The organism is Pseudoalteromonas sp. S1612 (assembly GCF_005887175.1).
GTDB classification, from domain to species: domain Bacteria; phylum Pseudomonadota; class Gammaproteobacteria; order Enterobacterales; family Alteromonadaceae; genus Pseudoalteromonas; species Pseudoalteromonas undina.
Map to the genome: position 1 here is coordinate 97,771 of NZ_PNDH01000015.1, position 7,408 is coordinate 105,178.

Genomic DNA, 7,408 nt, shown 5'->3' on the forward strand with positions numbered 1-7,408 from the left:
TTCCCTATGTTGATCTAAAATAGGACTAATCGTAATTTTATCGTTTATCATAAAAATCACTTAAGTATTTCAGTATCTTGCCGATATACATTTAATAACAACGCTTGCGAAGAAAAAATATAAAACCTTTGGAGGGAATGTGGATTTAGCAACCATTATTGGGATCCTTGGCGCAATTGGCTTAATTGTCATGTCCATGTTTATGAGTAGTAGCGGTGAAGTCGGTATGTTTTACAATACCCCTTCAGTGGTTATTGTATTTGGTGGCTCCCTTTTTATCGTTTTATCCAATTTTACTATGTCGCAATTTTTAGGCATTGGTAAGGTTTGTGCTAAAGCGTTTATGTTTAAAATTGAACCCCCTGAAGCGTTAATTGAAAAGGCGGTTGAGCTAGCAGATTCTGCCCGAAAAGGCGGGTTTCTAGCATTAGAAGAGGCTGAGATTCCAAATCCATTTATGCGCAAAGGCGTTGATATGCTCGTGGATGGGCATGATGCGGATGTGGTGCGTGCAACATTACAAAAAGATATTTCCCTGACGACAACTCGTCATGAAATGGGCGCAAGCTTATTTAAGTCGCTAGGTGATATTGCTCCCGCAATGGGGATGATTGGTACATTAATCGGCTTGGTGGCTATGTTATCAAATATGGATGATCCAAAAGCAATCGGCCCAGCCATGGCGGTAGCCTTGTTAACAACGTTGTATGGGGCATTTTTGGCGAATGTTGTCGCCATTCCTATTCAGGTAAAACTTGAATTGCGTAAAGATGAAGAAGCAATGAACCAGCGACTTATTTTGGATGCAGTATTAGGCATCCAAGATGGCCAAAACCCTAAAGTAATTGAGGGGATCTTGAAAAATTATTTGGCTGAGTCTAAACGCGCGGTAAACACTGAGGAATAGTTATGTCTGATGAAGAGTGTAAATGCCCACCCCCAGGGTTACCTGCATGGATGGGGACATTTGCCGATTTAATGTCGCTATTAATGTGCTTTTTTGTACTCTTACTCGCGTTTTCTGAAATGGATGTGCTTAAATTTAAGCAAATTGCAGGCTCTATGAAGTTTGCTTTTGGTGTACAAAATAAAATTGAAGTTAAAGATATTCCAAAAGGCACCTCAGTTATTGCGATGGAGTTTACTCCAGGTAAACCTGAGCCAACCCCCATTGAAACTATTCAGCAACAAACAGTTGAAATGACTCAGCAAATGCTAGAGTTTCAGGCGGGCGATGAAAGTTCAGCCGGCGGACGGCAAGAACAACGAGGCGAAAAACGAGGTGGTGAGTCTAGCAGCACCTCTGAGGAAGTTGCTTCAGCGCCTTCAGTTTCTGCTGCCGATCAAGAGCAAATAAATGACTTAGTTAAAAAAATTGCACAACAGCTTGAAAAGCAAATTATTGATGGAGCTATTGAGCTTGAGTCATTAGGTCAGCAAATCATTATTCGTATTAGAGAAAATGGTTCGTTTCCATCGGGCAGTGCGTTTTTACAACCACAATTTAAACCTATCATTCAGGATATTGGCCGGTTATTAAAAGATGTGCCAGGTGAAATCACCGTCTCCGGTCACACTGATGACTTTCAAGTTTCTAATGAACTTTATATTAATAACTGGGATTTATCCTCTAAACGAGCTGTTGCGGTAGCAAGTGAACTGCAAAAAGTTGCGGGTTTTGATAAGACCCGAATGATGGTCGTTGGGCGTGCAGAAACCAGACCTTTAGTGCCGAATGATTCCCGAGAAGATCGAAGACGTAACCGCCGGGTAGAAATATCAATTTTACAAGGCAAGGCGAAAGAATCAGATCCTATTGATATTAGATAGAATTTATTGGTTTTGTCCCCTTTTTTAGCATAGAATGCATTTCTCTTAACAGATGTAATTAAAAGTGGAGTGAGTATGTTAAATAAATTTTGTAGTATGCCTGGTAATGGCGATGGTACAGACGAAGATAAAAAAGTTAAGTAAGGTTTTTTAGTTTGCCTGAATGGTTTTTGTACTTCGTCAGTATATTAAGTAAAAGCTGGGTTCTTATTCTGAGCCCAGCTATTTTGTTGTTTTTTATCCTTAAGGATTATTTAGCCTTAAGGTTTGCTGCTATTACCGCTGCTTTTTTCTTATTTGGTACTATAACTTACTCAAGTTTAATGGCGTTTGATGATGGTATTTATGTATACCGTTATCTTGTATGGGCATTAACAGATATTACTTGGATGGCACTGATTGCTTATTTGGGCCTGAAAGATAAAGTGCATTTGTGGCAATGTGTACTTGGCCAACTTGTGGTTATTGCTGCCCCTATTCTGCAATTATTTCGTTTAGTAGATCGCCATCTTTGGGATTTATCGTATAGTACTGTTATGTATCAAACGTTTATGCCCTTAATAAATATCGCTACTGTTGTTATATGTTATCTACCGCTTTTATATATTTTTGTTAATAAGCGAAATAAAGCTTTAAGCTTATAACGACAAAAATACCCCTCGTTTTAAAATGATATGCTAGACTACTGTTTATATGAACAGTGTTAGAGCTTGGTTATGAAACTTTATATTGCTGAAAAACCCTCTTTGGGTCGCGCTATTGCAGACGCACTTCCTAAACCGCATAAAAAGCATGATGGCTATATTGAAGTGGCAAATGGTGATTGCGTATCTTGGTGCATAGGTCATTTGCTCGAGCAAGCAGAACCCGATGACTATGATGAGCGTTTTAAAAAGTGGCAGTTTGAACATTTACCTATTGTGCCTGAGCATTGGCAACTTAAAGCAAAGCCTAAAACTCGTAAACAACTCACTATTTTAAAAAAGCTAATCAAACAAGCAACAATACTTGTACATGCTGGCGATCCTGACCGTGAAGGCCAGTTATTAGTTGATGAAGTTATAGAACAAGCAAAAATCAGCCAAGCAAAAAAACAAAATATTCAGCGTTTATTGATCAGTGACTTAAACTTAACGGCAGTTAAAAAGTCACTAAATAGTATGCGTGCTAACCGTGACTTTATTCCTTTGAGTGTTTCTGCTCTTGCGCGATCTCGTGCTGATTGGTTGTTTGGCATGAACTTGACGCGTGCATACACATTAGCGGGGCAAAAAGCGGGATTTGGTAATGTATTGTCGGTTGGGCGAGTGCAAACACCCATTTTGGGCCTAGTAGTTAATCGCGATAACGAGATAGCAAATTTTGTATCAAAACCATTTTATGAAGTACTTGCTCACCTTGATACACCTAAGGAGCAATCATTTACTGCTAAGTGGATACCAAGTAAAGCGTGTGAACCTTATCAAGATGATGAGGGCAGAGTGCTTAACAAAGCTTTAGCTGAAAATGTAACTTCACGTATCGCTAATCAACCAGCAAGCGTAACTGCTCTTGAGCAAAAGCAAAAAAAACAAACCGCGCCGCTTCCCTATAATTTGTCTGCTTTACAAATAGATGCCGCTAAAGCGTTCGGAATGTCAGCGCAAAAAGTGCTCGATACTTGCCAGGTTTTATATGAACGTCATAAGTTAATTACTTACCCACGCTCAGATAATCGTTATTTACCAAAAGATCATCACCAAGATGCAGCTGCGATACTAAAAGCGATTGCAGTAAATGGAGGCCAAAAAGCAGAATTTGTTAATGGAGCAGATGCAAAAAAACGAAGTAAATGTTTTAACGATTCAAAAGTAGCAGCTCACCACGCGATTGTACCAACAGCTAAACAGTTAAAAACTGTGAGTTTAGCAAGTGATGAAGAAAAAATTTATCAGTTAATAAGTCGACACTATTTAATTCAGTTTTATCCCGATTACATTTACAACGAAACCAAGGTAGAGGTAACTATAGCGGGTGGTTTATTCAAAGCTAATGCAAAACAAGATGTAAGCTTGGGTTTTAAATTGCTTATGGGTAAGTCAGAACTTAAAGAAGAAGCAACATTGCCTTATTTGGAAAAAGGCATGGTACTTACCTGTACTAAAGGTGAAGTGGTGCAAAAGCATACAACTCCTCCTGCTCATTTTACCGATGCAACCTTACTTGCTGCTATGACGGGAATTAGCCGTTATGTAAAAGACTCGCAAATCAAAAAAATATTAAAAGAGACAGATGGCCTTGGTACTGAAGCCACTCGCGCAGGTATCATTGAACTATTATTTAAACGTCGCTTTTTAAAACGTGAAGGAAAAGCAATTAAAGCAACTGAAACAGGTCTGGCACTAATTAGTGTATTACCTGAGGGGTTATCAAGCCCCGATTTAACTGCAAAATGGGAGTCGAGTTTAGGAGATATCGCTCAGCAAGCAATGAGTTATCAGCAATTTATACAGCCTTTGCTAGCTGATTTAACTAATTTTGTAAGCCAAGCAACTAACTGCGATAGTAATGTATTTGCACATTTGCCAAAAACATCGCCTAAGAAGCGTTTTGCTAAACGTACAAAGAAAGCGCCGTATAAAAAGTCGAGTTACAAAAAAAGCCCTGCGGTAAATTAAACTCAGGGCTTGAAAATAACCTTGAAGATTATTGATTGAATAATGCCGCAGCGGCATTGCTCATTGCAGTTATTCCTGTTGGAAGCGCTACTTTATAATCGGGAGCAAATTTACTTGAATGTAATGAAGGGAGTGTTTCGTTATTTTTCATTGCATTTGTATATTGCTGTTGGTTAACTCCGCCTAACCAAAATAAAGTAATGGGGATGTTTTCATCTGTTCTACCATATAATCCAAAGTCTTCACCAGCCATAACAGCTTTAGTTTCAAGTACATTTTTTACACCAATTGCATCAGCAATGGCACTCCTAACTATATTTGTTTGCTCCGGATTATTGTAAGTAGATGGAATCGATTCACTTTCATGAACATACACTTCTGGGTAGAGCGCTTTTTCTAGACCTGCACTTTGTGCAATACCTGCAGTAATACGTTTAATCGCAGCAATTTGCGCGTTTCTAACTTCCGGGTTATAGCTACGCAGAGTAAGTTGTAGCTTTACTTCATCAGAAATTACATTGTGTTTTGAGCCGCCATGGATAGATCCAACAGTGATCACTGATGGTTCAAGAGGAGATAACTCCCGACTCGTAATTGTTTGTAATGCTAAAATGGTGCGAGCAGCAATAATAACAGGGTCAACAGTCGTATGTGGATAGGCTCCATGGCCTCCTTTACCTTTTATTGAAATATCAACTGAGTCGACGCTCGCCATAGTGTACTCATTTTTCAGAGCAACTTTTCCTGCCGGTACGCTGGCACTAACATGTAAAGCAATAATATGATCAGGTTTTGCGTATTTACTAAATAACCCTTCACTTAGCATTGCTTTTGCACCACCCCCAACTTCTTCAGCTGGTTGCGCAACCATCATTAAAGTACCTTGCCACGACTGTTTATTTTTAATTAGTTGTTGCGCGGTGCCTATAAATGAACTCATATGAATATCATGACCACAACCATGCATAACACCGACTTTGCTACCTTGTTCATTTACTGTGGTAACAGTTGATGCGTATGCTTTTCCTGTTTGTTCTGTGATTGGTAAGCCATCAGTATCAGTTCGAATCATAACGGTGGGGCCTTGGCCATTTCTATATATACCTACAACGCCATAACCGCCAACGTTATCGGTTACATCAAACCCTAGCTTTTGAAGTTGCGTAGCCATTTTTTTACCGGTTTGCTGCTCATGATAAGACAGTTCAGGTGACTGGTGTAAATCTAGATAAAGCTTTTCTATTGCTGGCATACTTTTATTAAGATCCAACTTGAGTGTTTGCGCACTTAATAATGGGCTAACTAATAAACACAGTGCACTCGCATATACTAATTTCATATTTCCCTCGCTACCTTATAATGTATTTAAATGATTTAAATATATGGCTTGTAATTATTATCTTCATCACCATATAAAAACCTAAATAGATGAACATGGCAATAACTCAATGAGCAATAAAGTTAATCTTAACGCACAAAACCTTCAGCAAGTATTAGGTGAAACATCACAACAAAAGTTAGTACTACTGAACTTTTTTTCGCCACAAAGCCCAGAATGTATTAGCCAAGCAGCTATTTTAGATAAGCTAGCCGCCGAATATAATAACTATATAGTTGTTGCAAACTTAGATTGTGATGCAGAGCAAGCTTTGGCCTCGCAACTTGCCCAGCAAGTCGGTTTACAAACTTTGCCTACCTTAGTGTTATTAAAAGACTCAGCTCCAGTTGATGTATTAGCGGGTTCACAAACAGAAAGCCAAGTACGTGATGCCCTATCTAAACACTTACCTGCACAACAAGACCTTTTATTAGAGCAAGCCAAGCAAGCACTGGTTAATAGTGATTTAAATGCCGCGTTTAATTATGCTAAGCAAGCGTATGAATTAGATAGTCGTAATGCGAGAATTAAATTAGTGCTTGCAGATATATGTATACAGATTCACAAACTCGATGAAGCCGCAGCATTAATAGAAACAATAGACGCACAAGATCAAGATGCATACTTTAATAACATTAAAGCTAAATGTGAGGCTGCACTAGAGGCAACTGATTCACCTGAAATAAAAGCATTGCAAGAAAGGGTAGCCAAGCATCCTAATGAGCTTGAATTACAAATGGAGCTAAGTAACCTACTCAATGAAGCAGGAAGGAAAGAAGAAGCATTAGAAGCACTCTTTACTATTCTTAAAAAAGATCTGAATTTTGATGAGGCTAAGCCAAACTTCTTGGCTGTTATTGCGTCTTTACCAGATGGCGATGCGCTAGCTGCTAAATATCGTCGCAAGCTCTATAGCATTTTGTATTAACGATTAAGATAAACTCTCTATAAAAAGCACCTATGTTAAGGTGCTTTTTTGTTTCTGCGTTAGGATAGCCGGGTAAAAGCAAGGTTATCCACAGGGTTTTGTGAGTATCTTGTGTGCCTAGGTGGGGTATCTTTGGGGTAAAAATTAAATGCAAAAAACCGTTTAAAAACGCTTGCGTTAAAATCGATTCGCCCTATAATGCGACCCCACTGAGACGGGGAACGCCAACGCATAGCGAGGCACGAGCTACTCAGTGAGTCGAGTAAAACTTAGTTCTGAAAACTTTAAAGTTTAACAAAATTAAGTGTTGACAAAAAAATAGGAAAGCGTAATATGCGCAGCCCTAGCGAGATAAAGTTTAACGCTTTAATCGCAACGTTCTTTAACAATATAAAGCAATCATCTGTGTGGGCACTCGTACAGATTGAGTTCTAACAGCCAAGCTTAGTTTACTAAGTGAGGCAAACAAATTTAGAGTCTCAATTGAAACTGAGTGACCAACAGAATAATTACTTAGGTAGTTATTCAGCACAGTCAATTCAATATCGAAAGATATTAAATAAATTCAGAATTCATTGAGCTGTCGAAAGACATAAAACTTTTTAATTGAAGAGT

The 7,408-nt window shown here is 38.7% G+C and carries 6 protein-coding genes; 5 read left to right on the forward strand and 1 reads right to left on the reverse strand.

All coding sequences use genetic code 11. The features are described from left to right. Window positions 1-139: 139 nt before the first annotated feature. The 4 genes from pomA (at window position 140) to CWB78_RS06920 (ending at window position 4,487) form a co-directional block, all read left to right on the forward strand. A complete protein-coding gene (gene pomA, locus CWB78_RS06905; protein WP_010390948.1) occupies window positions 140-907 on the forward strand; it encodes a flagellar motor protein PomA in 768 nt (255 codons plus the stop codon). 2 nt (window positions 908-909) lie between these two features. Then, on the forward strand, window positions 910-1,830 hold the full coding sequence (locus tag CWB78_RS06910; RefSeq protein WP_010390949.1) for a flagellar motor protein MotB: 921 nt from the start codon (window positions 910-912) through the stop codon (window positions 1,828-1,830). A gap of 155 nt (window positions 1,831-1,985) precedes the next feature. Next, window positions 1,986-2,474 (forward strand): hypothetical protein, encoded by a 489-nt coding sequence (locus CWB78_RS06915; protein WP_075170367.1) that lies wholly within the window; start codon window positions 1,986-1,988, stop codon window positions 2,472-2,474. A gap of 72 nt (window positions 2,475-2,546) precedes the next feature. Then, window positions 2,547-4,487, forward strand: coding sequence for a DNA topoisomerase III (locus CWB78_RS06920; protein ID WP_138594804.1), 1,941 nt, complete (start codon window positions 2,547-2,549; stop codon window positions 4,485-4,487). Between the two features lie 28 nt (window positions 4,488-4,515). Here the strand turns inward: CWB78_RS06920 and CWB78_RS06925 are convergent, their stop codons facing one another. After that, window positions 4,516-5,826 carry a M20 metallopeptidase family protein gene (locus CWB78_RS06925; RefSeq protein WP_138594806.1) on the reverse strand — a complete coding sequence of 437 codons (1,311 nt, stop codon included), beginning with the start codon at window positions 5,824-5,826 and terminating at the stop codon, window positions 4,516-4,518. A gap of 109 nt (window positions 5,827-5,935) precedes the next feature. Here CWB78_RS06925 and CWB78_RS06930 point away from each other — a divergent pair, with 109 nt between their 5' ends. Beyond that, on the forward strand, window positions 5,936-6,793 hold the full coding sequence (locus CWB78_RS06930; RefSeq protein WP_138594808.1) for a tetratricopeptide repeat protein: 858 nt from the start codon (window positions 5,936-5,938) through the stop codon (window positions 6,791-6,793). Window positions 6,794-7,408: the final 615 nt, after the last annotated feature.

Bases quoted from the DNA above. Each gene is read 5' to 3' on its own strand.
- CWB78_RS06910 (WP_010390949.1), top strand. From the start codon at position 910: ATGTCTGATGAAGAGTGTAAATGCCCACCCCCAGGGTTACCTGCATGG.
- CWB78_RS06925 (WP_138594806.1), bottom strand. From the start codon at position 5,826: ATGAAATTAGTATATGCGAGTGCACTGTGTTTATTAGTTAGCCCATTA.
- CWB78_RS06930 (WP_138594808.1), top strand. From the start codon at position 5,936: ATGAGCAATAAAGTTAATCTTAACGCACAAAACCTTCAGCAAGTATTA.
- CWB78_RS06920 (WP_138594804.1), top strand. From the start codon at position 2,547: ATGAAACTTTATATTGCTGAAAAACCCTCTTTGGGTCGCGCTATTGCA.